Annotated in this window: 25 protein-coding genes; 13 read left to right on the top strand and 12 right to left on the bottom strand. The window is 63.2% G+C overall.

From position 1 onward, the window contains the following. Nucleotides 1-163: 163 nt before the first annotated feature. A complete protein-coding gene (locus EHO51_RS08550; protein ID WP_124738531.1) occupies nt 164-775 on the bottom strand; it encodes a hypothetical protein in 612 nt (203 codons plus the stop codon). 375 nt (nt 776-1,150) lie between these two features. Between EHO51_RS08550 and EHO51_RS08545 the strand changes: the two genes are divergently transcribed. Further along, nucleotides 1,151-1,600, top strand: a complete 450-nt coding sequence (locus tag EHO51_RS08545) for a hypothetical protein (protein ID WP_245434844.1) — start codon at nt 1,151-1,153, stop codon at nt 1,598-1,600. A gap of 7 nt (nt 1,601-1,607) precedes the next feature. On the opposite strand, the gene EHO51_RS08540 is transcribed toward EHO51_RS08545, so the two are convergent. Genes EHO51_RS08540 through EHO51_RS08530 form a run of 3 tightly spaced genes read right to left on the bottom strand, consistent with a single transcriptional unit; the run spans nt 1,608 to nt 4,481 of the window. Further along, on the bottom strand, nt 1,608-2,549 hold the full coding sequence (locus EHO51_RS08540) for a CBS domain-containing protein (protein WP_124738529.1): 942 nt from the start codon (nt 2,547-2,549) through the stop codon (nt 1,608-1,610). 33 nt (nt 2,550-2,582) lie between these two features. Beyond that, nucleotides 2,583-3,398, bottom strand: a complete 816-nt coding sequence (locus EHO51_RS08535) for an exodeoxyribonuclease III (protein ID WP_124738528.1) — start codon at nt 3,396-3,398, stop codon at nt 2,583-2,585. A 6-nt stretch (nt 3,399-3,404) separates the two neighbouring features. Further along, the gene (locus EHO51_RS08530; RefSeq protein ID WP_124738527.1) at nt 3,405-4,481 is read right to left on the bottom strand and encodes a YcjF family protein; all 1,077 of its coding nucleotides are present in this window, start codon (nt 4,479-4,481) and stop codon (nt 3,405-3,407) included. A 231-nt stretch (nt 4,482-4,712) separates the two neighbouring features. Here EHO51_RS08530 and plsY point away from each other — a divergent pair, with 231 nt between their 5' ends. Next, nucleotides 4,713-5,306 carry a glycerol-3-phosphate 1-O-acyltransferase PlsY gene (gene plsY / locus EHO51_RS08525; protein ID WP_124738526.1) on the top strand — a complete coding sequence of 198 codons (594 nt, stop codon included), beginning with the start codon at nt 4,713-4,715 and terminating at the stop codon, nt 5,304-5,306. Then, on the top strand, nt 5,303-6,571 hold the full coding sequence (gene dprA / locus EHO51_RS08520) for a DNA-processing protein DprA (protein ID WP_124738525.1): 1,269 nt from the start codon (nt 5,303-5,305) through the stop codon (nt 6,569-6,571). The genes plsY and dprA overlap by 4 nt, the downstream gene beginning before the upstream one ends. Here the strand turns inward: dprA and EHO51_RS21220 are convergent, their stop codons facing one another. Both EHO51_RS21220 and ruvX read right to left on the bottom strand, forming a co-directional pair. After that, nucleotides 6,572-6,706: a hypothetical protein gene (locus EHO51_RS21220; RefSeq protein WP_256035183.1), complete on the bottom strand. Its 135-nt coding sequence runs from the start codon at nt 6,704-6,706 to the stop codon at nt 6,572-6,574. Between the two features lie 247 nt (nt 6,707-6,953). Further along, entirely contained in the window at nt 6,954-7,418 is a 465-nt protein-coding gene (ruvX, locus tag EHO51_RS08510; protein ID WP_018408645.1) for a Holliday junction resolvase RuvX, read from the bottom strand. Between the two features lie 154 nt (nt 7,419-7,572). Between ruvX and gatC the strand changes: the two genes are divergently transcribed. The 3 genes from gatC to EHO51_RS08495 are packed head-to-tail and all read left to right on the top strand — an operon-like array spanning nt 7,573 to nt 9,786. Beyond that, nucleotides 7,573-7,860 carry an Asp-tRNA(Asn)/Glu-tRNA(Gln) amidotransferase subunit GatC gene (gene gatC, locus EHO51_RS08505; RefSeq protein WP_018408643.1) on the top strand — a complete coding sequence of 96 codons (288 nt, stop codon included), beginning with the start codon at nt 7,573-7,575 and terminating at the stop codon, nt 7,858-7,860. Between the two features lie 52 nt (nt 7,861-7,912). Further along, nucleotides 7,913-9,403: an Asp-tRNA(Asn)/Glu-tRNA(Gln) amidotransferase subunit GatA gene (gatA, locus tag EHO51_RS08500; protein WP_124738523.1), complete on the top strand. Its 1,491-nt coding sequence runs from the start codon at nt 7,913-7,915 to the stop codon at nt 9,401-9,403. Further along, a complete protein-coding gene (locus EHO51_RS08495) occupies nt 9,403-9,786 on the top strand; it encodes a chorismate mutase (protein ID WP_245434841.1) in 384 nt (127 codons plus the stop codon). The genes gatA and EHO51_RS08495 overlap by 1 nt, the downstream gene beginning before the upstream one ends. Here EHO51_RS08495 and EHO51_RS08490 read toward each other — a convergent pair. Further along, the gene (locus EHO51_RS08490) at nt 9,753-10,085 is read right to left on the bottom strand and encodes a hypothetical protein (RefSeq protein WP_124738522.1); all 333 of its coding nucleotides are present in this window, start codon (nt 10,083-10,085) and stop codon (nt 9,753-9,755) included. The genes EHO51_RS08495 and EHO51_RS08490 overlap by 34 nt on opposite strands. An 86-nt stretch (nt 10,086-10,171) precedes the next feature. Between EHO51_RS08490 and gatB the strand changes: the two genes are divergently transcribed. The 3 genes from gatB (at nt 10,172) to hemB (ending at nt 14,396) form a co-directional block, all read left to right on the top strand. After that, on the top strand, nt 10,172-11,641 hold the full coding sequence (gene gatB, locus EHO51_RS08485; protein ID WP_124738521.1) for an Asp-tRNA(Asn)/Glu-tRNA(Gln) amidotransferase subunit GatB: 1,470 nt from the start codon (nt 10,172-10,174) through the stop codon (nt 11,639-11,641). A gap of 676 nt (nt 11,642-12,317) precedes the next feature. Beyond that, the gene (locus EHO51_RS08480; RefSeq protein WP_124738520.1) at nt 12,318-12,605 is read left to right on the top strand and encodes a histone; all 288 of its coding nucleotides are present in this window, start codon (nt 12,318-12,320) and stop codon (nt 12,603-12,605) included. 765 nt (nt 12,606-13,370) lie between these two features. Then, a complete protein-coding gene (gene hemB, locus EHO51_RS08475; RefSeq protein WP_124738519.1) occupies nt 13,371-14,396 on the top strand; it encodes a porphobilinogen synthase in 1,026 nt (341 codons plus the stop codon). A 29-nt stretch (nt 14,397-14,425) separates the two neighbouring features. On the opposite strand, the gene EHO51_RS08470 is transcribed toward hemB, so the two are convergent. Then, nucleotides 14,426-14,866, bottom strand: a complete 441-nt coding sequence (locus EHO51_RS08470; RefSeq protein ID WP_124738518.1) for a PA2169 family four-helix-bundle protein — start codon at nt 14,864-14,866, stop codon at nt 14,426-14,428. Nucleotides 14,867-15,095: 229 nt separating this feature from the next. On the opposite strand from EHO51_RS08470, the gene EHO51_RS08465 reads away from it, so the two are divergent. Together EHO51_RS08465 and pyk are read left to right on the top strand one after the other, a co-directional pair. Then, entirely contained in the window at nt 15,096-15,515 is a 420-nt protein-coding gene (locus tag EHO51_RS08465) for a DUF1036 domain-containing protein (RefSeq protein WP_018408632.1), read from the top strand. A 25-nt stretch (nt 15,516-15,540) separates the two neighbouring features. Then, nucleotides 15,541-16,983 (top strand): pyruvate kinase, encoded by a 1,443-nt coding sequence (gene pyk, locus EHO51_RS08460; RefSeq protein ID WP_018408631.1) that lies wholly within the window; start codon nt 15,541-15,543, stop codon nt 16,981-16,983. On the opposite strand, the gene EHO51_RS08455 is transcribed toward pyk, so the two are convergent. The 3 genes from EHO51_RS08455 to EHO51_RS08445 form a co-directional block, all read right to left on the bottom strand. Further along, complete coding sequence (locus tag EHO51_RS08455) at nt 16,980-17,192, bottom strand: cold-shock protein (protein ID WP_014893040.1); 213 nt, start codon at nt 17,190-17,192, stop codon at nt 16,980-16,982. The genes pyk and EHO51_RS08455 overlap by 4 nt on opposite strands. A 185-nt stretch (nt 17,193-17,377) precedes the next feature. Next, the gene (locus tag EHO51_RS08450) at nt 17,378-17,857 is read right to left on the bottom strand and encodes a GNAT family N-acetyltransferase (protein WP_124738517.1); all 480 of its coding nucleotides are present in this window, start codon (nt 17,855-17,857) and stop codon (nt 17,378-17,380) included. Further along, nucleotides 17,854-18,645, bottom strand: coding sequence for an inositol monophosphatase family protein (locus EHO51_RS08445; RefSeq protein ID WP_029650496.1), 792 nt, complete (start codon nt 18,643-18,645; stop codon nt 17,854-17,856). The genes EHO51_RS08450 and EHO51_RS08445 overlap by 4 nt, the downstream gene beginning before the upstream one ends. 444 nt (nt 18,646-19,089) lie before the next feature. Between EHO51_RS08445 and EHO51_RS08440 the strand changes: the two genes are divergently transcribed. Further along, nucleotides 19,090-19,620 carry a DUF1465 family protein gene (locus tag EHO51_RS08440; RefSeq protein ID WP_124738516.1) on the top strand — a complete coding sequence of 177 codons (531 nt, stop codon included), beginning with the start codon at nt 19,090-19,092 and terminating at the stop codon, nt 19,618-19,620. A 52-nt stretch (nt 19,621-19,672) separates the two neighbouring features. Here EHO51_RS08440 and rpmE read toward each other — a convergent pair whose 3' ends face one another. Next, a complete protein-coding gene (rpmE, locus tag EHO51_RS08435; protein WP_018408626.1) occupies nt 19,673-19,903 on the bottom strand; it encodes a 50S ribosomal protein L31 in 231 nt (76 codons plus the stop codon). A 164-nt stretch (nt 19,904-20,067) separates the two neighbouring features. Between rpmE and EHO51_RS08430 the strand changes: the two genes are divergently transcribed. Further along, a complete protein-coding gene (locus EHO51_RS08430; RefSeq protein ID WP_124738515.1) occupies nt 20,068-21,003 on the top strand; it encodes a homocysteine S-methyltransferase family protein in 936 nt (311 codons plus the stop codon). Nucleotides 21,004-21,007: the final 4 nt, after the last annotated feature.

The following is a 21,007-nucleotide window of genomic DNA, read 5'->3' as shown; positions in this document are numbered from 1 at the left end:
CGAGCGTAGCCTGTCAGCCTCAGCTGCACGCGCTTAACTAGACCCGCGCGCCGCGTGCGGCAATATCGCGAGATCCCAACGGCGCAGCTATGTTCGCTTTGTAGCGACAAAAAAGCATGGCTCGTCGGCGACCGAGCCATGCTGCAATCTTCGGGCCGCTTGCTTAGGCGATTGCGTCGCCCGCTTGCGTCTTCTTCTTTGCGCCTGCGCGCAGCATCCACCACATCAGGCCGAGAAGCGAGAAGAAGCCGACGCCGTAGAGGATATATTCGATCAGCCCCCAGAAGGTGTAGAGCCCCACCGAGAAGGGAAAGCGCGAGACCCATTCATTGCCAAGATCGTCGCGCACCGTGACGATTCCGGCATAACGACCAGCGTCCTTGAAGTCGTGTTCGAAGGTCATGATGCCGTTGCGATAGACCTTCGGTTCGATATAGGCGACGGTGACCGCATCGAGGTTGGTCTTTTCCTTCTCTTCGCCGACATCCTTGACGACGCGGATGCCGATCGCCATGTCGCGCAGATCAGGCGAAACCGCGGTCAGCGCAATGACGGTCGGCCCGGTTTTGGCGATGTCTTCGCAAAACTCCGCCTCTTCTCCCGAGCGCTGATAGCCGATGAAATGCATGGTGTTCGGACCGATCCGCAGCACGCACTCGTCTTGCTCGAGCATCACGCCGCCATGCGCGAAAGCGGCTGATGGCGCGACGAAAAAGGTTGCGGCCGCAATCACTGCGCCAGCCAGCAGCCCGCGCACGCCAGTTAAACTTGCCATCTACGGTTCTCCCCACGATTGCTGACGGCGTTTTCCGGCGCTCTTCCGCCGCACGCGCGCGTCGACGCTGTGACGATGACGTTTGTATTGATTGATCGAATTACGATGTGACACCATGCCGCAGCTTTTAAATACTTTTAACTAGTTGAAAATAATACACAAAATATACCCCGGCGCGGGTATGGCAGATAAATTCAACCACTACATATTGATGTTATATACAGTAACATACGCATATATTGATTTCAAATTTCGCGGCGGCGCAGCGCTGCGCGCGCGTGCAAGTATTCGCGCGTCTTCCCCGGACTTGCGTTCCTATGGCGGTCGGCGCGGCTTGTGATAGGTTCCGGCCCGGACAATCACTGAAGGATGGCGATGAGACGATACGGCCTGGGCGTCATTTTCCTCGGGCTCGCGCTCGCGCTTTCCGGCGCCTATGGCATGTGGTCCGGGTGGGATTACATTCAGCTCGAGCGCGGTTGGAGCTTGTTCATCGGCGGCGCCACGGCGGTCTCTGGCGGCGTGGTGACGATCGCGCTGGGGCGCGCAATCGGCGTTTTGGGCCGCATTGCCGACGGGGTCCCGGCGACGCAGGCGAGTACGGCGGCGGATTCGGATAAGGAAGAGCAGGCGCCGCAACTGCAGCCGCGTGTCCCTGCCACCACTTCGCCAAAGCCGCCGGTTGAAGTCGACCGCTATATCGCCAGCGGATCCGTCTATGTGATGTTTTCCGACGGATCGATTGAAGTGCAGACCGATGGCGCCGCGCGGCGCTATCCTTCGCTTGCGGCTTTGCGCGCCGACACTGGCGTCGGCGGCGGGTGACGCGCACTCAATTTGGCGCCGCGCTCCACATGAGGAAGAGCGCAGCGTCGCCTGGCAGACCTTCGGGGAAATCGACGATTTGCGCGGCGATACGAAAGCCGCGAGGGTGCAGTTCATTACGCCACCGCTGAAAGACGTCGGCTGGCTCGCCGCGCAGAGTCGCCGGCCAATCGGGGTCCGGCGCATTGATCGCGCGGCCGCCGTCGGCGCAAAGCTGCGACGGAAACCGGATGAGCAAATGTTCGGTGAGGCCGGCCGCCGCACTGCGTCGCGCCTGCTCCAGCATCTCGCGCCATTGCGGGTCCGTCAGCCGCTGGCTCGCGAGATCACGAATGCGTTGTTCGCGCAGTTCGATCGCCACCCGTCGACGCTCGACGCGCTCGAGGTCGAGCTGGCGCTCATGCGCCGCGACGAGCTCGCGAAATTCCTGCGCCGTCGCGACGGCGCAGCGATCGCCGGTCTGCTGCGGAAGGGCGATCAGCGGACGACGCCGATGCGCCTCCAAAGCCATGGCGGTAAAGCCTCCAGCCATCGCCTCCATGACTTCTTTGCGCAGCACGAGGCCGATGATCTTGTGCCCTTCAACGACGGGGATGCGTTTGAGGCTATGGCTCTCCATAATTCGCGCGATGTCGGGAACTTTGGCGAAGTCGGAAATCGATATCGCCGGCGACGTCATCACTTCGCGCAACACGCGACCATTCGAGTGAAATACCGGCTTGGGCCTGTTGCGCAGCAGAAATCCCGGAATGGCGCCAAGGTCGGGCAGGGGTTGCGGGCGCGCCTGTTCGAGATTGCTGCGCGTCACGATTCCGATGGGCGCCAGCTCGTCGTCGACGACCGGCACGGCGCCCAGTCCGCATTCGGCGAGAAGTTTCGCGACGTAATCGAGATCCGCGTCCGCCGTCACATAAGGAAAGTCGCTGTTCATCAGATCGCGCGCGATCATGCCGCCGTCTCGCCTCCCGATCCCCGTTTGCGCTCAGTCCGATAGTTCGATCGTCACCGGCACGTGGTCAGACGGGCGGGTCCAGCTGCGCGCTTGGCGCAGCACGTCTAGACGTTCCAGCCCGCCGCCAAGCGCCTCGCTCACCAGAATATGGTCAAGCCGGCGCCCCCGGTTCGACGCCTCCCAATCGGCGGCGCGATAGCTCCACCAAGTATAAAGCTTTTCTTCGGCCGGCACGAAATGCCGCATGGCGTCGACCCAAGCGCCCGCCTGTAACAACGCGGTCAGTTTGTCGACCTCGACTGGGGTGTGGCTCACGACTTTCAATAGCGCCTTATGGCTCCAGACGTCATGTTCAAGCGGCGCGACATTTAGGTCTCCGACGAGCACCACGCGGCCACGCGAGACCCCCTCGGTGACGATCCAGTCGCGCATTTCATCGAGAAAATCGAGCTTGTGCTGAAACTTCGGATTGATGTCGACGTCAGGCTCGTCGCCGCCGGCCGGCACATAGAAATTATGCAGCGATATCGGGCCGCTTCGGGCGTCGATTTCCACGCAGATATGGCGCGCGTCGCCCTTTTCGCAGAAATCCCGCTTCTCGACGAAACGTAAAGGCCGCTTCGAAATGACGGCCACGCCGTGGTAGCCCTTCTGGCCATTGATCGCGATATGCTCATAGCCGAGCGCATGGAGATCCTTCATCGGGAATTCGGCGTCCCGACATTTTGTCTCCTGCAGGCAGAGCACGTCCGGCGCCCGGCTCTTGAGAAATTCGGCGACGAGCGGCATGCGCAGCCGCACGGAATTGATGTTCCAGGTGGTGATCTTCAGGCTTGCTGCTTTCAATGCGGATCAGCTCTTGGTTTTGTCGCCGAAGAGGAAAGGCGCGACGTCCCTGACGCCCGGCTGCTTCTCGGCGATGAAGGGCGTCGGTCGGCAGACGGCCATGGCGGAAAGGCCGACTCGCGCGGTGAGAAGCCCATTCAATACGCCCTCGCCGAGCTTTGCGGAAATGCGTGCGGCGATGCCGTGGCCGAGCGCCTGCTGAAGTATAGAGTCCCCGACCGCCACGCCGCCGGTGATGGCGAGATGCGCGCCGACCGAGCGGGCCAGCTTGAAGAAACCGAGCAGCCCCGGCTTACCGCCATAAATCTCGGCGATTTTTCGCATCAGCACGATCGCCTGGCCGACGACAAAAAGCACGTCGAGGAGCGCGCGCGGGCTGATCGCCGTGACGACGGAGACGCGCTTGGCGGCGCCGGCGATTTCGCGCCGCGCTTCTTCGTCCAGAGGCGCGACGAGATTACGCTCGGCAAGGGTGATCAGATCGCGTCCGTCGATAATTCGCTTCAAATAGTCGTTGAGCAGCGCGCGCGCCCGGCCGGTGTCCGGACGATCTTCATAGAGCTTGCAAAGTTCGCCGACGCGCTCGCGCGCAGCCTTACCGTCATCGCTCGCATGCGCCTCGGCCAGCGCGACATGCAGCTTGGCGATACGATTTTGCCGGCCGATGGCGCGAAACTCGCGCGTGAGGGAGATAATGGCCGCGACCGCGGCGAGGCCGGCAAGGACCAGGCCCAGCGTCCCCAGAATGGCGGAGTGGCGGAAGGAGTCTTCGACAACCCCCCATATCCACATCGTCAGCGCCAGGGACAGAATCCCGGTGACCGCGGAAAGGAAGACTCCGCCCCATGAGAAAACGTAGCGGCGCAGCATGCCGTCGGCCTGCGCCGCTTCAACGGCCGCTTCATCCCCGGTCATGCCGTCCGCGAGCTGGGCGGCCTCAAGCGCGAAAGCGTCAAATTCCGCTTCGACAACTTCGATAGACGGCGTCCCGGCATCGTCTGTCGACGGCGTCGCCTTGGCGGTGACCGTCTGGTCGCCTTCGAGCCGAAAAGCCCGTGGGCGCGGCCTGCGTTGCTCAGTCATTCGATTCCTGATTTTGGCCTTCTTACCGGCTCGAGTTCGAAAACGCGACGCCCGCACAGGTCGCCGGAGCTTCGAGGGAGCGATTTCAATTAAAAAAGGCGCCCACAAGGCCTCGACGGCCGCCCTGAAATATAGGCGGTCGCCGCGACTGAAAACGCTTATTGCGGCGCGATAGCGCCTCCTTTAGCATCCTCAGGCCTTTCGCTGTCGAGAAGTATCGCGTTTTCACGGATGAACTCCATCATTTACGACATCGTCGCCCTTGCGATCGGCTATTTGCTGGGCTCCATTCCCTTCGGTCTACTGCTCACGCGCGTCGCGGGCACGACGGATCTGCGCGCGATCGGCTCCGGCAATATCGGCGCGACCAATGTGTTGCGCACCGGTCGAAAGGACCTCGCGGCGGCGACGCTGCTCCTCGATGCCCTGAAAGGCGCGGCGGCGGTGCTCATAGGCGCCTCGCTTTCGCCCGAAGGGGGCATGATCGCCGGCTTGGCCGCTTTCATCGGCCACATTGCGCCGGTCTGGCTGCAGTTTAAGGGCGGTAAGGGCGTTGCGACGTTTCTCGGCGTGCTCTTCGGGCTCAGCTGGCCGGCGGCGCTGATTTTCTGCGCCGTCTGGCTCTCGGCGGCGGCGCTGTGGCGTTATTCGTCGCTGGGCGCGCTGACCGCGAGCGCGACGGCGCCATTGGTCCTGTTCATGCTCGGCCATCGAGCCGAAGCCTTTGTCGTGGCGGCGATGGCCGCAATCGTCTTCTATAGACATCGCGAGAATATCGCCCGTCTGCGCGCCGGCACCGAAACGCGCATAGGACAGAAGGCGTGAGCGAGGCGTCGCCAGGGCGACTGAGCGAAGAGCAGCTTGTCGACTGGCTGAGGCTCATCCGCAGCGAAAATGTCGGGCCGCGCACCTTCAGACAGCTCATCAATCGCTTCGGCGGCGCCGGCGCGGCGTTGGACGCGCTGCCGTCTCTTGCGGCGCGGTCCCTGCACGGGCGGGTTATCCGCATCGCCACTCGTGAGGAAGCGCTGCGCGAAATCGAGGCGGCGCGCGCGCTTGGCGTTCGTTTCGCCACCACGGGCGATCCGGACTATCCGTCGCTGCTGCGGGAAATCGCCGATGCGCCGCCGCTCATCGCGATGCGCGGCGTGTCCTGGACCGCGCAGCGCGACGGCGTCGCCATTGTTGGCTCGCGCAACGCTTCAGCCGCGGGCCTCGCCTTCGCCGAACGGCTCGCGCGCAGCCTCGCGCTTGAGAATTATGTCATTGTCTCCGGCCTCGCGCGCGGCATCGACGCCGTCGCGCATCGCGCCACGCTCGAAACCGGCACGATCGCCGTGCTCGCCGGCGGCCATGCGCGACCGTATCCCGCCGAACATGCGCGGCTTGTCGAAGAGATCGCCGAGAGGGGACTGATCGTCTCTGAAATGCCCATCGAATGGGAGCCGCGCGGCCGCGATTTTCCGCGCCGAAATCGCATCATTTCCGGCTTGAGCCGCGCGACCATCGTCGTCGAGGCGGCGCGACGTTCCGGCTCGCTGATCACGGCGCGTTTCGCCAATGAGCAGGGGCGAGAGGTCTTCGCCGTTCCGGGTTCGCCGCTCGATCCGCGCGCTGAAGGCGTCAACGATCTCATCCGGCAAGGCGCGACGCTGTGCGCGCGTCCCGAGGACGTGACTTCGGTGCTTGCCGAGAACGCGGGAACCCCGCCGCGCAAGAATCTTTTTGACGACGACTCTCTCGAAGGACAGGACACGCTGATCGACGAACTGGATCTTTTCGCCGGCCTCGATGGCGCGGCGTTTGAGGAGAGGGCTGCGCCCAAGCGGTTCTCGCCGCCAAGCCCGCCAGCGGATTGCGTCGCCGATCTCGACGCGCGCCCGCGAGGCGACGAGTCGCCTCGGCGCGACGCGCATGAGGTCATCCTGTCCCTGCTCGGGCCGGCGCCTATCGCGATCGACGATCTCATCCGTGTCGCTGGCTTGACGGCCCGCGAAGTGCAGGGAGTCCTCGTCGAACTCGACATCGAGGGGCGCTTGCAGCGTCACGGCGCCAGCAGCGTTTCCCTCGCGATCAACTTTAAGTTGTAATTAGGCCGAGCGGTCGATTGGATAGCCGCCAAGCTCGCGCGCCCGCATATCCGCCTCGGCGCGGGCAAGATTCAAGAAATAGCAGAGCATGGGCATGTCGCAGCGACTGGCAAGCTTCGCCATTTCGTCAGACATATCAGCGATATATGATGCGATTGACGCCGCTTCCTCATGAGTTTTGGCAGTCTCCGCAGGCGTTCCACGGGGTTCATTGAAATCTTTCTGAGAAGCATCTGGCCGGGGCATCGCTGTCAGTCTCCACGGACGACGAGGCGGGTTATGAATAAGGTAAGCATCAGACTTTCTTATATTTTTCTTCCATCACGCCTATCCCGTGTCAAGAACAAAATTCTATCAAAGGTTGTAATGCTGTGTGTGGCCGCTACAGACGCTTCAATCGGTCGAGCGCGCCCTGCAGGATATAGGCGGCCGCCATTCGGTCGACGACTTCGGCCCGTTTGGCGCGCGAGGCGTTCTGCGCGATCAATTCGCGCGTTACCGCCGCGGTCGAAAGGCGCTCGTCCCAGAAGGCGAAGGGCAGGGACGCGAGCTTTGAAAGGTTTCGCATGAAGGCGCGCGTCGCCTGCGCGCGCGGCCCTTCGGTGCCGTCCATGTTGAGCGGCAGCCCGACCACCAGCGCGCAAATATCGAAATCGGCCGCGCGTTTGAGCAACGCGGCGGCGTCTGGAGAAAACTTCGCTCGCGCAATCGTATCAAGGGGCGACGCGAGCCGCCGCTCAACGTCCGAAAGCGCCAATCCGATGGTTTTGGTCCCGAGATCCAATCCCATCAGCCGGCCCTTAGGCGGCAGAAGCGCCGCCAGTTCTTCAAGGGTCGTCGCGCGCATGGTCACCGCGATTTCGCTAACACGCCGCCGCATTTCCGCAAACTCAGCTGGCTCCGCGCTTCGGCTTTTTGCCTCTACGATTGGCTTCGCAACATTGCGCCGCGAAAGGCCAAGCGCTATAGCGCCCGTCGAGACCTTACTTGCGGAGCCCTAGATGTCCGTTGATTCCGCGACCGTCCGCCGGATCGCCCATCTCTCGCGTATCGCCATCGAAGACAGCGAGGTCGAGCGCCTTCGCGGCGAACTCAACGCCATCCTGGCTTTCGTGGAGACGTTGAGCGAGGTCGATGTCGAGGGCGTTGAGCCGTTGACCTCCGCCTTGCCGATGCAAATGAAGAAGCGCGCCGACGTCGTGACCGACGGCGGCATCGCCGATGAGATTCTCGCCAACGCGCCTTTGCGGGAGGATCATTATTTCGTCGTGCCCAAGGTGATCGAATAGCGCTTGTCGCGCCGGCGCCGCGCATGCGGCGGCCTCAGATATAAAGGGACAAATGTCCGACCCCACGCATCTTTCATTGGCCGAGGCGCGCGACGCGCTCAAATCCAAACAGCTCTCCGCCGTTGAACTGGCGCAGGCGCATATCGACGCCATCAGCAAATCGCGCGCGCTCAACTGCTTCATCACGGAGACGCCGGAGTTCGCGCTGGCGCAGGCGCAAGAGAGCGACGCGCGCATTGCGCGCGGCGACGCGCGACCGCTTGAAGGTCTGCCGCTCGGCATAAAGGATCTCTATTGCTCCAAAGGCGTGCGCACGACGGCGGGGAGTCGAATTCTCGACGACTTCACGCCGACATATGAATCGACGGTCTCGGCGAATTTGCTGCGCGACGGCGCGGCCATGCTCGGCAAGCTCAATCTCGACGAATTCGCGATGGGGTCGTCGAACGAAACGAGCGCCTTCGGCCCCGTAGTGTCGCCGTGGCGCCGCGCCGCGGATCCCGACGCCAAAATCGTGCCGGGCGGTTCGTCGGGCGGCTCGTCGTCGGCGGTCGCCGCGCGTCTTTGCCTTGGCGCCACGGCGACAGATACAGGCGGCTCGATCCGCCAGCCCGCCGCTTTCACGGGCACTGTCGGCATCAAGCCGACCTATGGCCGCTGCTCGCGCTGGGGCATCGTCGCCTTCGCGTCGTCGCTGGATCAGGCGGGTCCGATAACGCGCACCGTGCGCGACGCAGCGATCATGCTCAGGTCGATGGCCGGCCATGATCCGAAAGACACGACCAGCGTCGACGCGCCTGTGCCGGACTACGAAGCCGCTGTCGGCGCCTCCGTGAAGGGACGCCGCATCGGCGTGCCGAAGGAATATCGCCTCGATGGAATGTCGGCGGAGATCGCCGCTTTATGGGCTAGAGGCGCCGCTTGGCTGAAGGACGCGGGCGCGGAGATCGTCGAAATCTCCCTGCCGCATACGCGCTACGCCTTGCCGACATATTACATTATCGCGCCGGCTGAAGCGTCCTCCAATCTCGCGCGCTACGACGGCGTGCGTTACGGGTGTCGTGAGCAGGGCCGCGACGTCAGCGAAATGTACGAAAAGACGCGCGCCGCCGGCTTTGGTCCGGAGGTGCGGCGGCGCATTATGATCGGCACTTATGTGCTCTCCGCCGGCTATTACGACGCTTATTACGTCCGCGCGCAGAAAGTCCGCAGCCTGATCAAGCGCGACTTTGACGAAGCCTTCGCGTCCGGCGTCGACGCCGTCCTGACGCCGGCGACGCCTTCGACCGCCTTCGCGCAGGGAGAGAAGGGCTCGGCCGATCCCGTAGAAATGTATCTCAACGACGTGTTCACCGTTACAGTGAACATGGCCGGTCTTCCCGGCGTCGCCGTTCCGGGCGGTCTCGCGGCGAACGGCTTGCCGCTGGGGTTGCAGCTCATCGGCAAAGCATTCGACGAAGAGACGCTGTTCTCTCTCGCCGCGGCGATCGAACGGGCGGCGCCGAAGATCGAACTTCCGCAGCCATGGTGGCGCGAGGGCTGATGATGACGACGCCGAGCGCTGAAAAGGACATTGCGGAACGCCCGCAGCAAGCGCTGCAGGACGAAATGTCCGACGTGCGTCGTTTGATCGACGAGCTGGACGAAGAGCTTGTGGCGCTGCTCGCAAAGCGCCAGCGACAGATCGAGCGGGCCGCAAGGATCAAACCCGCGCTGGGAATCCCCGCCAATGTCCCCGAGCGCGTCGACGAAGTGTTGGCGCATGTGCTTGGCGCCGCGCGCCGCGAGGGACTGTCGGTCGAGGTCGCGATGACCCTGTGGCGCACGCTGATCGACTGGTCGATCCAGTACGAAGAGCGGCTGATGGGCGCTCGCGCGCTAAAGGACGTCTCTCAAGGATCGGCGGACGGCGACCGCTCTTCCTGATCGCCGTTGGGGTCCTTTCTCTTGACGCGAACGAAACCGTTGCGGATCGACCAGCGCAGGAATTTTAGCCACCACCAATAAAAACGCCGCGACAGCCTGTGAGCGCCCGGGGAGTGCGGGGCGAGGATCGCAAGGCCCAAAGGAAACATCCACACCCCGAAGACGGGAAGCGGCGCAAGAATGGTTCCGCCGAGGATCAGGCCGACGCCCACAGGAATGCTCACAAAGCGGGGCGCGCCGCGCATGCGGGAGATGAGGCCTTTTCGGCGGCTGTCCTCAGAATTCGGTTCGGTGGCCATCTCGCCCGTTTCCTCTGCCGCGCGCCGGCCGTTCCGCTCTTGCGAAGCGTGGTTTATAGGGAAGGCGTAAGTTTAGCGAGGCGGATATGACGACACAGGCGGCTCCCAACAAGCTCATCAGCGGCGCAACCGGCGACTGGGAAGTCGTGATCGGCATGGAGATACATGCGCAGGTGACGAGCAACGCCAAGCTCTTCTCCGGCGCTTCCGCGGAGTATGGCGGCGCGCCGAACGATCACGTCTCCCTGGTCGATGCGGCCATGCCGGGCATGCTGCCGGTCATCAACGAGGAATGCGTCAAACAGGCGATCCGCACAGGTCTCGGCCTCGAGGCCAAGATCAACCTGCGTTCGGTTTTCGACCGCAAGAACTATTTCTATCCCGACCTGCCGCAGGGTTACCAGATCTCTCAGTACAAACATCCGATCGTCGGCGAAGGCGCCGTGATCGTCGACGTATCGCCGAGCGAGCGCATCACCGTGGGCATCGAGCGCCTGCATCTCGAGCAGGACGCCGGCAAGTCGCTGCATGATCTTTCGGCGACCGAAAGTCACGTCGATCTCAACCGCAGCGGCGTGGCGCTCATGGAGATCGTCTCCAAGCCCGACCTGCGTTCGGCGGAAGAGGCGCGCGCCTATGTTTCGAAGCTGCGGACGATCTTGCGCTACATCGGCTCCTGCGACGGCAACATGGAGCAGGGTTCGCTGCGCGCCGACGTCAACGTCTCCGTGCGCCGTCCCGGCGCGCCGCTCGGCACGCGTTGCGAAATCAAGAACGTCAACTCCATCCGCTTCATCGGCCAGGCGATTGAGGTCGAGGCGCGTCGACAGATCGGCATTCTCGAAGACGGCGGCGCGATCGCCCAGGAGACGCGGCTCTTCGATCCGGGGAGGGGAGAGACGCGCTCGATGCGCTCCAAGGAGGAAGCGCATGATTACCGGTACTTTCCCGATCCGGATTTGCTGCCGCTCGAGTTCGACCAGCCATATGTCGACGCGCTAAGGGCGCAGTTGCCGGAGCTGCCCGACGCGAAGCGCGCGCGCTTTATCGAACAATACGGGCTGCCGCCTTACGACGCCGGCGTGCTTGTGATGGAGCGCGCGGCCGCCGACTATTTCGAGGAGACGGCGAAGGGGCGCGACGCCAAGCTTGCGGCCAACTGGGTGATCAACGAGTTGTTCGGCCGTCTGAACAAGGAGGGGCTCGACGTCACGCGCTCGCCGGTGTCGGCGCAGGCTCTCGGCGCGATCATCGACCTCATCTCGCAGAATGTTATTTCCGGCAAGCTCGCCAAGGATCTTTTCGAGATCGTCTGGACGGAAGGCGGCGACCCCAAGGAGATTGTCGAAGCGCGCGGCATGAAGCAGGTGACCGACACGGGCGCCATCGAAGCCGCCGTCGACGCCGTCATCGCCGCCAATCCCGACAAGGTGGAGCAGGCGAAGGCGAAGCCAACGATGCTCGGCTGGTTCGTCGGACAGGTGATGAAGCAGACGGGCGGCAAGGCGAATCCGCAGTCGGTGAACGAGCTGCTCAAGCGCAAGTTGGGCGTCTGACGCACGCCCGATCGTCGAAAAAACGAATCAGTTCACGACGCGCGCTGCGCGATTCTTCTCCCAGCGAAGCTGTCGCGCGCCATTTTTTTTTGATCCGACCGCGCTGACCACAATTTTTTTTTCTCTCCGAATGCGCGACCTCGCGCGCGCCTTCGAGGCGCGCGCGGTCGGCGCCGCTCCACGTCCTCCGTCTCTCCGCCAGCGTCGAGTCGCCCGACCGCTACAGGCGCGCTCCGCGATTTTTCATCGTGTTCCGATAGATCGCGTCACGGACGATCTCGGGCAGAGTGCGCGCGTCGCAACTATTCGCGGATACGAAAGCAAATCAAGTAATTGAACAGCAGGCGCGACTTGCGCCAAAGCGTGCGTGCGCACGTCTGGAGGCCTTCTCAGAGCGGATGTCGCCAACCGAATCCGCGCGCGGATCGTCGTTAATAAAACGCATGGCGCAAACCTGTCGCGATAGTCTCGCCGAAGCGTTTGCAAAGCAGCTTCGCGATCATTTTGCTTGTCGCGCGACCGCGCTCAACATGCCTCGTCATGCGTTGCGTTGATCACTTCTGCGCGCGCAGCACTTGAACGACTGCTTAACCGCGTTACGCTATTTGCGCGTATTGTCGGTGGACCATAGTTCCGGCAATTCGGATCAAGGGGACTTATTATGGCGAGAGCTACAATGAAGCGTAAGCCGGCCAAGAAGGCTGCGGCGAAGAAAGGTGCGCGTAAAACCGCGAGGAAGGCAGCGACGAAGAAGTCAGCGGCCAAGAAGGGCGCCCGCAAGGCTACGCGAAAGTCCGCTGCGAAAAAGACGGCCCGCAAGGGCGTCCGCAAGGTGGCGACGAAAAAGCGCGGCGCTGTGAAAAAGGCCGGCGCCAAGAAGAGCACGCGCAAGGCTACCGCGAAGAAGCGCACGCCGCGCAAGGCGAAAACGCCAACCCCGCCAGCTGCGCCAGTGACCGCGTAAGCCGAAGCGCCTCGCATGCGCGATGATCTTTCGCGTCATTGCGGCAGCGCTTCACGCACTCATCGCCCGGGGGCGCGCGTCCAGTGAGACGCATCCCGGGCGATAGCATTCTCACATCGCGCTGCATTCGCAGCGCGGCGCGTCCGGCGCGCTCCAGCCTTTAGATGCGTCTAGCGCGTCAGGCACTGCGTCGCGAAATCGCGCCACATCGGCAAACCCTCTTTCGACTCGCGCTTCATCCTGTCCCACTCTTCGGCGCAGGCCCGCATCTTCTCGCGCGGCGCGCGGGGAAGAGTCGGCGGCGGCTGGCTTGTATCGACCGCAGGCGGCGCTTGCGGCGGCGAGAGCGCATCGCCGCCCGGCCGCGGAGTTTGCGGAGCGGGCTTCGCGCTCGGCGTCGGGGATACGACGGTCGGAGGTCGCGTTGCGCGGGGCTGCCGCGCCGGCTCCTGTGGAGGCGAGGGGGTTCTTTGCTTTTGTTGCGCCGGTCCGGAGCGCGCTCGACTGGGCGGCGTTGGCGTCGCGGGCTTGACCTGTGCGAACGACACGCTCGCAGCGAGAAGAGCGCCGGCGGCGATCGCCGAAGCGCGCGCCAAGCGGCTCAGAGAAGAGTTGCGCGAGCCGATTTTCAATGGTTTTTCCTCGCGCAAGCGCAATGGCCGTCGATCCTCTATAGCCTGAAGTTCGATCGCCTCGAAACCGGATGACGGTGATGACCGAAGGACGGGCGCATGTCAGCGAGCAGAGAGAGGGAGCGGAGGCGCCATGAACGATGCACGAAAGCCCGTCGAAACAGCAGCGCGGCTGAACCTGCTACAGCGCCCGCGTCGGAATCGGAAGAGCGAATGGGCGCGCCGTCTCGTCAGGGAGAACGCGCTTGAGGTCTCGGACCTCATCTGGCCCCTCTTCTTGATCGACGGGTCGGATCGACGCGAGCCCGTGTCCTCGATGCCGGGCGTGTTCCGTTATTCGGTCGACGCGGCGGTTGAAGCTGTCGCCGAGGCGGCCGCGCTCGGCGTGCCGGCCGTTGCGCTCTTCCCCTATACGGATCCGGACTTGCGCGACGAGATCGCGAGCGCGGCGCTCGATCCCGAGAATCTCGTCTGCCGCGCCTGCCAGGCGATCAAAGGCGCCGTCCCTGGCATCGGCATCATCACCGACGTCGCGCTCGATCCTTACACGAGCCACGGGCATGACGGCCTTCTCGTCGGCGACGAGATTGTCAACGACGCGACCGTCGCCGTGCTGGCGCGGCAGGCGGTCACCCAAGCGCGCGCAGGCGCGGACATCATCGCGCCCTCGGACATGATGGATGGGCGGGTCGGCGCGATCCGCAACGCGCTCGACGCCGAGGGTTTCGAGAATGTTCAGATCATGAGCTACGCCGCGAAATATGCGTCGGCGTTTTACGGGCCGTTCCGCGATGCGATCGGCACCAACAAGACGCTGAGAGGGGACAAGCGGACCTATCAGATGGACCCCGCCAACTCGGACGAAGCGCTGCGCGAAGTGGGTCTCGACCTTGAGCAGGGCGCCGATATGGTGATGGTAAAGCCCGGAATGCCGTATCTCGACATCGTTCGACGCGTCGTCGACGTCTACCGGGCCCCGACGTTCGCCTATCAGGTGTCGGGCGAATACGCGATGATTACCGCGGCTGCGCAAAACGGCTGGATCGATGGCGAACGCGCCATGCTTGAAAGTCTGCTCGCCTTTAAGCGCGCCGGCGCCTCAGGCGTTCTGACCTATTTCGCGCTCAGCGCGGCGCGGGCGCTGCATGGAAGGAAGTGACGCGTGCGTCACTTCCTTCCAAAACATCATCACGCGGCGTCGCGCAGGCTCCGTACGCGGTCATGGTTTTCCTTCACGCCCTGATACTGGCGCTGGACCATCGATCTGATCTCCGGAGGCAAAGGCTGCGCAATGGCCTGCTGATAGGCGTCCTTGGCGGCGTCTTCGCCGCGCTCGACCTCCTCCAGCACCGCCAGTTCCGAGCGGCTTGTCAGGGCGGCCTTCAGATTTGTCCAAGCCCGGTGCACGGCGCCGGACATGGAGCCGCTCTTCGAAGGTTCGCCGCCCAAGCTGACGATCTTCGATTCGAGTTCTTTCGCGCCTTCAGCGCAGCGCGCGGCCGCCGTTCGAAACACAGTCTTTAGCGTCGGATTTTCGACGTCTTCAGCCGCGGCCAGAAACCCCTGCTCGCCGTCACGACTGATTTCAGCTAGCTCATTCAACGTGGTGATGACTTCAGATTTTTCCATTTTCCTGCCTCCCGACGACGCAAGCGCGTACGGGTCCTAAACAATAGCCCGATTGCTTTGTTCCGGCGGATTGCAGGGCGGGCGCGTCGGCGGGACGGGCGACGCGGCGAGCCTCCGAGGCCGCGGGGTGGACAAAGACTCGCAAGCATGGTTTGCAGGACCGCCCGCTGCGCCGCTTTCGCGCGCGTCAGCGAGCTATCTTCAGCCCCCTCCAGGCCTCGCTAAAGATATGATTCGACGCGCCGTTCTTGTTGCCGCTCTAACGTTTTGCGCCGCCGGGCCGACCCGAGCGGATTTTCGTCTGTGCAACAACACGAGCGCGCGCGTCAGCGTCGCCATCGCTTATACAGACGGGCGCAACTGGTTGTCGGAGGGTTGGTGGAACCTTCGGCCGAGCGTTTGCGAAACGCTTCTGCGCGGTCCGCTCGCCGCCCAATATTATTATATCTACGCGATGGACGAGCGCGGCGGCGAATGGAAGGGCAAGGCGTTCATGTGCACGCGTGATCGGGAATTCCGCATCGACGGCCGAGAGGACTGTTTCGCGCGCGGTTTTGATCGAACCGGATTTTTCGAAATCGACACGGGACGGGATGCGAAGAGCTGGACGGTTCAGCTCACTGACCCCAACGCCGCTCCCGCGCAATAATGACTCATTCAGGAACGGCTTCATCATGAGAAGGTCGCGGCGCGTCAAAATTATCGCAACGCTTGGTCCGGCGACGGTCGACAAAGCGGTCATCGCGGGGCTCGTGCGCGCCGGCGCCGACGTCTTCCGCATCAACATGAGCCATACGGATCATGCCGGGCTCGCCAGCTATGTTCGGATTATTCGCGAAATTGAGAACGACATCTCGCGCGCGATCGCCGTGCTCGTCGATCTCCAGGGCCCGAAGCTGCGCATCGGCGCCTTCGAGGAAGGCTCCGTGCATCTGCGCAAGGGCGACGTCTTCGTCTTCGACAGCGATCCCAAACCCGGCGACGCCACGCGCGTGCGCTTGCCGCATCCCGAGATCCTTGCGGCGCTCAAGGTCAATGATTCGATCCTCATCGACGATGGGCGCGTGCGGCTGCATGTCGTCGAAACGTCTCCGGAGCGGGCGCACGCCGTCGTCGACGTCGCGGGGCGCCTCTCGAACCGCAAGGGCGTCAGCCTGCCCGACACCGAAATTCCGATCACCTCGATGACCAACAAGGATCGCGCCGATCTCGACGCCGCGCTCAAAGAGCGCGTCGACTGGGTTGCGATCTCTTTCGTCCAACGTCCCGAAGACGTCCTTGAAGTGAAGCAGATCACGCAAGGCCGAGTGATGGTCATGGCGAAGATCGAGAAGCCTCAAGCGATTTCGAGGCTAGAGGAAGTGATCGAGGTTTCTGACGCGCTGATGGTGGCGCGCGGCGACCTTGGCGTCGAAGTGCCGCTCGAGCGGGTCCCTGGACTTCAAAAACGCATCAACCGTTCGGCGCGACGACTGGGCAAGCCCGTCGTCATCGCGACGCAGATGCTCGAGTCGATGATCCTGTCGCCCTTGCCGACGCGCGCCGAAGTGTCGGACGTGGCCACCGCCGTCTTTGAAGGCGCGGACGCCGTCATGCTCTCGGCCGAAAGCGCGGCGGGGCAATATCCGCACGAAGCCGTCGCCACCATGAGCCGGATCGCGGAAGAGGTGGAGACCGACGCGATCTACCGCTCGATCATCAACGCTCAGCGCGGCGAATTGCCTAATCCGACCTCAGCCGACGCCATCGCCGTCGCCGCCCGCGACGTGGCGCAAACGCTTCATTCTAAGGCGATCATCGCGTGGACGTCATCCGGCTCGACGGCGCTGCGTATCGCGCGCGAACGGCCGCAATCGCCGATTCTCGCGCTCACGCCCAAGCGCGACACCGCCCGTCGTCTGGCGCTCGTCTGGGGCGTGCACGCGCTTGAGACGCGCGACGCCGTCGACATTGAAGATATGGTGGGCCGCGCCTGCGAATATTCGGAGAGCGAGGGGTTCGGCGGCCCCGGCGACCGGGTCATCATCGTCGCCGGCATGCCTTTCGGCACGCCGGGAGCGACAAACATGATCCGCATCGCACATTTGGGCGAGCAGCGCCAAGGCGGCGAAGTCTAATCCTGCAGTTGCAGCTTATCGGCGGAGGACCTGCCGCTACGCTTGTCCACGACAAGTTCGTAGGAAACCTTCTGGCCTTCAGCGAGGCTGTCGAGGCCTGCGCGCTCGACGGCGCTGATGTGAACGAAGACATCCTGGCCGCCGGCGTCCGGCTGAATGAAGCCGAAGCCCTTTTGTGCGTTGAACCACTTTACGGCGCCTGTCGGCATGGCTTTTCCTTTCAAAATAGCGGGAACGCTGCGGATCGCTGCGTTCTTCTAGTCAATCGGAGCTTGGGAAAGGTCAGGCGCCGCGCGTCTTGAGACGAGAGAGCAAGATCGTTCGGCCGAAACTCGAATGCGCGATTAATATTATAGGAGCGGACGCCCAATGAAAACCCGGCAGGCGAGAATTGTTATGCTCCCTGCGGCCGCCATTCCATCACAATGGTTTCGCGCCCAGACAATGTGTTCGCGCCGCGCCCGATGCACAGAAATCCGTCGCGCTCGTAAAAACGGATGGCGCGAGCGTTGTCGGCATTGACGTCCAGCCGAATAAGCCGGGGCGAGACGTTTCGCGCCGCCGACAACAGCGACGCCCCGAGGCCTGCGCCGAATCGATCTGGAGCGACGCAAATCTGATCGAGCCAGCCGTCGGCCGGATTGATCACGACGAAGCCTGCAAGCGCCGACTGAGCGTCAAACAGGCAGAGCGTGACCGCTCCAGTCGCTTCCAACTCTCGAATGCGGCGCAGGAGCCAGTCGCGGCGCTTCTCAAAGTCGATCTCGGGATAGGTGGCCCGCCAGGAGGCGACCCAAAGGTCGAGAATGAAGGGCAAGTCATCGTCGACGCGCGAACGCAGATTGCGCGACGCATATGCGGCCGGGGCGTTCACGCCTTCCTCATCAGATCGAGCAGCTGGCGGTGAATCGCCTCATTGCCTGCACAGATCTCGCCCTTCCCAAGCATGTCTGCGCCGCCTGAAAAGTCGCTGACGAAGCCGCCGGCTTCACGCACGAGCACGATTCCCGCCGCCACGTCCCAGGAGCTGATGCCGCGCTCCCAATAGCCGTCGAAACGCCCGCAGGCGACCATCGCGAGATCGAGCGCGGCGGCGCCTAAGCGGCGAATATTGGCGATCTTTCCCATGCCGGCTGCAAGCTCGCGCTTGAAGGATTCATGATCACGGACACGCGCCAGCGGCGGAATTCCGCAGGCCACCATAGACTCGCCGAGCGACCGCCGCGCCGCGACGCGCATGCGGCGATTGTTGAAATAGGCGCCCTGGCCCAGCTCGGCGACGAACATGTCGTCGGTGGCGGGATTATAGACGAGGCCGGCGACGAGACGGTCCTCGCGCTCCAGGCCGATAGAGATGGCGAAGACCGGAACGCCATGGAGGAAATTCGAGGTGCCGTCGAGCGGGTCGATGATCCAGCGGTGGCTCTTGTCGGAACCTTCGACGACGCCGCCTTCCTCCAGAATGAAGCCATAGCCGGGACGCGCCTTCGACAGCTCGTCGAACAGAGTCTTCTCGGCGCGCTTGTCGGCCGCGCTTACGAAGTCGCCCGGACCTTTCACCGAAACTTGGAGGTTCTCCACCTCGCCGAAATCGCGTTTAAGGCCACGTCCCGCTTTGAGCGCGGCGGCGGTCATCACATTCATCAAGGCGGAGCGAATCATTTAAGGAAAGCCTAGGGGGAGGGTTGTGGGAGGTTCAACGCTTTTCAAGCGCGGCGAGCGCCGGGGACGCACGCGGAGGCCTGTTCAAATGCGCCAGTTTTCGCCCTAGAGCCAGTCCCTTTTTCGGCTTTGCCGCCACTACCTCTCCATCGGCCAAAAACGCTCGGCACAGGGGCAGTTTGGCGCGTTAACCTTAAATTAAGGATTATCGTGCAGCCTGAAAGCGTCCCTTAAGTGGGACCTTCGAGTGGCTTCTTCTCCACTCGTCCTTGATGCCTCCCTGTCAAGAAGCCTTGAGAGCCGCCCTTGCGGCTCTCTTTTTGCGTCCGGCGCCCCCGCTGCCCGTTAAGGTTAAGGAAAGGCTAAGCGCGCGCCCCTCGGTGCTCTGCGTTACAGTTCATGCCTTCAGAGACGCAGACGCGTCGCATTTGCGTGAACGTTCGTATGGCTCGTGTCAAAGACAGCGTGGGGGAGAAGCAGCCGGTCTCTTTCATCGAGAGACTGGCGGGATCCGAGGGCTTTAGCGCTCTATTTCGCGAGGGAATGAGCCTCGTCGAGGAGGCGGCCTTCTATCTCGACGGTGACGGACGTCTCGACGCGAAGACGCTGCCGCGGACCGAAGCTCTTGCCTATGCGGCTGAGAGCATGCGGCTGACCACAAGGCTGATGCAGATTGCGTCCTGGCTGTTGCTGCAGCGCGCGGTGAATCAGGGAGAGCTGACGCGCCATCAGGCCGCAAGCAACCGGCATCGCGTTAAGCTTCGTGAGCAGGAGCTGGCCTCGGCCCCCGACCTCTTCCAGCGCCTGCCGCTCCGTCTGCGCGAGCTGTCGCTGCAGTCGCTGCGCCTGCAAGCGCGGATTATCCACCTTGACCGGCTGATCCATGCGCTCGAGCCAGCGCTCGCAGCGCCGGCGCCAACACCCAGTCCGGTCGAAGCGCAGATCGCGAGATTGCGCGCCGCTTTCGCCCAGTGAGATCCTTCAGGCGAATCAACTGAAGGCGGCGGCTCGAACCGCCGCCTTCTCTTTATTTCTTGCCGAAAGAAAGATTTCCGAAGCGGGAGTTGAAGCGCGACAGGCGTCCGCCGCGGTCGAGCAGTTGCGTCGATCCGCCGGTCCAGGCCGGGTGCGTCTTCGGATCGATGTCGAGTTGCATCGTGTCCCCCGCCTTACCCCAGGTGGAACGGGTCGTAAATTCCGTGCCGTCGGTCATCACGACCTTGATCATGTGATATCCGGGGTGGATGTCCTTTTTCATAACGATGCATCCTTTTTGCGATGGAAACGACTGAAGACCCACGCCGCGGCGGCGCGGGGTCGGCCGTTCGAAACAAGCGAATTTGCTGGCGCTGATAACGCACTGCGGGCAAATGGGCAAGTTGGCCCCAAGCGGCCGGGCGCCACAGGCGAGGAATACAGGTAATGACCGGATACCGAGCCGATCTGCCGCAGCTGAAGCCGGGTCTCTTCGTCAGCGACGGCGGCATGGAGACGACGCTGATCTTTCATGAGGGCGTCGAGTTGCCGCATTTCGCGTCGTTTGTCCTGCTCGACAGCGAGGAGGGCCGGGCGCGACTCCGCGCCTATTACGAGCGCTACCTCGCGATCGCGCGGCGCCACGGACGCGGCTTGATTCTGGACAGTCCGACCTGGCGCGCTAATCCTGACTGGGGCGCGAAGATTGGCTATGACGCGGCAGGGTTGAAGCGCATCAATGAAGCATCGATCGCGCTTCTCGACGAGCTCCGGCGGACTTGGCAGACGGCCCAAACGCCAATCGTCGTCGCCGGCGTGATCGGTCCTCGCGGAGACGGCTACGCCGAAGGGCGCATGAGCGCCGTGGAAGCGGAAGACTATCACGCGCCGCAGATCGCCTCCTTCGCCCAAACGGCCGCCGACATGGTCGCGGCCTACACGCTGAATTATGTCGAGGAGGCGATCGGGATCGCCCGCGCCGCCCGCGCGCTCGCCATGCCCTGCTCAATTTCCTTCACGGTGGAGACCGACGGCAAACTTATCGGCGGGCGGAGCTTGCGCGACGCGGTTGAGACGGTGGATCGCGAAACCGACGCGGCGCCTGCCTATTACATGATCAACTGCGCCCATCCGACGCATTTCGAGCAGGCGCTCTCCGCGGACGCGCCTTGGATAAGTCGGCTGCTCGGCGTCAAGGCCAACGCTTCGACGAAAAGCCACGCCGAGCTGGACGAATCGGAAACGCTCGACTCCGGCGATCCCATCGATCTCGGCCGCAGATATCGGAGATTGCGCGAGACATATCCCGGTTTGCGCATCCTGGGCGGGTGTTGCGGGACGGACGACCGCCATGTCGCCGCGATCTGCGAAGCCTGCGGCTAGCGCG

The sequence above is a fragment of the Methylocystis rosea genome, from assembly GCF_003855495.1.
In the GTDB taxonomy this organism is placed as follows: Bacteria; Pseudomonadota; Alphaproteobacteria; order Rhizobiales; family Beijerinckiaceae; genus Methylocystis; species Methylocystis rosea_A.
The sequence above is the reverse complement of the archived record's forward strand: the minus strand, read 5'-3'. Positions and strand labels throughout refer to the sequence as shown.